Here is a 2,279-nt window from a genome sequence, read left to right on the forward strand (position 1 = left end):
TCCCTAGATGTTGTAGTTTGATTAAGGGCAGTTAACGATCTGACGACTTTAACAATTCTTCTTTTGGCAACTACATTTCGGATATAAGCCCCGCAATAGTTGCATTACTGCACGCCCATTTAAGAGCTGTGACAAGCGTTACTCAATCAACGGCAATAGAAATTTAGCTATACACCTCCATTTATTACAAAATCAAGCGAAGCAATTTTATACTCACTCATAATCAAGACCTCATGTCCTTGTACTGGACACCGATAGTACGCCGATGGCTCGCTCATCCAAATATGGCAAACAGATCAATATTATGAGCAAACTGCTCGTAACAGAGAGCAATCTGCTTGACTGAAAACCTGTTTTGCAAAGGTAAACAAAAAATCAGCGCATGAAATCCCTCAGGAAATGCTGAGGCGTCACTCCAACCCTTATAATTTATTTTCTAACCGAAACAGAAAAAATCAAGCTGAAGCCAGCTTCATCATTACAAGACCGCTGACAATTAAGACAGCTGCGACAACTCGCATAAGGCTCGCAGGTTCGCCTAGAAGGATGATACCCACTGCAAACGCGCCAACAGCACCAATGCCAGTCCAAATTGTATAGGCAGTACCAAGTGGTAGACTTTTCATGGAAAATGATAGGAGAGCAAAACTTGCCATTACCAATACCAAGGTAACAACAGTCGGCCCAAGCTTGGTCATACCTTCAGATTGCTTCATGGAGAAAGCCCAAACAACTTCAAGTATCCCTGCAAAAATTAAACATATCCAAGCCATGATAAGCCTCCATTGAAAGATCCGTCACAACCAAGACGAATACAACCTACATGTATTGGGGCCGCGCCCCTGAAAATAAAAATAATGGATCGGGCTCTTAAAAAAGCCCCCGCTGGTACGGGGGCAAAGGAGGGTTACCGACCAGACCATATTTTGAGCAATGCCGTACATCCAACGCTAAAGGTGCCACCAATTTTTTGGCGTTCAGATCATTTGAATGTCTCGTCCAAGGCCAGGGAAATATCTTTGATCAAATCGTCCGGATCTTCGAGCCCCACCGAGACCCGAAGGTGTCCGTAGGTACGGAACTCTTCAGGGTACTTGTCAAAGCCGCCTCGGCCTTCCGCACCCACATGAACGATGAGGGACTCATCGTGCCCGAGGGATACTGCAGAAGTGATGATGCGCAGATTCGAAACGAACCGATTCTGAGTATCTGGATCGCCCTTTACTGCAAAAGCCATCATCGCCCCATATCCCTTGCCTGCGAATTGCCGACGGGCTAGTTCATGCTGCGGGTGGGACGGAAGCCCCGGATAGTAGATATAGGCTATACGATCATCCGAATTGAGAAACTCAGCCAATTTTTCAGCCGTATTTAGAAGTTGTTTCAGACGCAGAGGCAGCGTGACTGAACCGCGCATTATCATCCAGGCGTTAAATGGAGAGATGGTCGCGCCGAGGTCAACAAGAGCGTCATTCTTGATCTTGGTAATCATCTGAGTGGAACCGATAACCACCCCGCCCATGGCATCACCATGGCCATTGATATACTTCGTCAGAGAGTGGACGACCAGGTCGACCCCGTGCTGACTGGCACGGAAAAACGGAGGTGGAGTGAAAGTAGCATCGACGGAAATCAGTGCCCCGTGTGCATGGGCAATTTCAGCCAGCGCAGCGATATCTGCAACCTTAGTGGTTGGATTAGCAATCGTCTCGGTATGGATCAGTTTGGTATTAGGGCGGATCGCTTGGCGAACAGCCTCTAGGTCACCTACGTCGACAAATGTGGCTTCAATGCCATAACGCTCAGGCAAAAGCTCCGCGAAAAGACGCCATACAGCCTGATACGTAATATCACTGACAATGACGTGGTCACCGCTTTTCAAGAAAGAGAAAAACACTGAATGCAAAGCGGCTACGCCGGTAGCAAATACAACCGCAGCCTCGCAGCCTTCTAGTGCAGCAAGTTTCTTTTCAAGGCATACCTGGTTATGCCCCTGGTTCCGCGTGTACACAAGGCCGTCTGGGCTGGACYAGTCCATCGTGGCCGGATCTTCAGGCAAGAGATAAGAGTTAGCCATCACCAGCGGAGTGCGAACAGCACCAGTAGTGATGTCGGTTACGTTACCACCATGAACTGCGAGTGTAGCCGCCGAAAGTGTGGACAGATTCTTTTTATCAGGACGCATGTCTATTTCCTCCAAAGTTACTTTTTTGTTGGGTGTCATTGATTCTGAAGTTGAGTGAAAGCAGGATGATTGGCCTGATCTGCTCGGACCAATT

At 47.8% G+C, this 2,279-nt stretch carries 2 protein-coding genes; both read right to left on the minus strand.

All coding sequences use genetic code 11. The features are described 5' to 3' along the window. Nucleotides 1–455: 455 nt before the first annotated feature. The gene (locus tag AC1DVH_RS29735) at nucleotides 456–773 is read right to left on the minus strand and encodes a DMT family transporter (RefSeq protein WP_477756799.1); all 318 of its coding nucleotides are present in this window, start codon (nucleotides 771–773) and stop codon (nucleotides 456–458) included. 209 nt (nucleotides 774–982) lie between these two features. Continuing rightward, the coding region (locus tag AC1DVH_RS29740; protein WP_477756800.1) for a trans-sulfuration enzyme family protein at nucleotides 983–2,279 on the minus strand (1,297 nt) is incomplete at its 5' end.

It is taken from the genome of Pseudomonas sp. P4_C3, assembly GCF_056402075.1.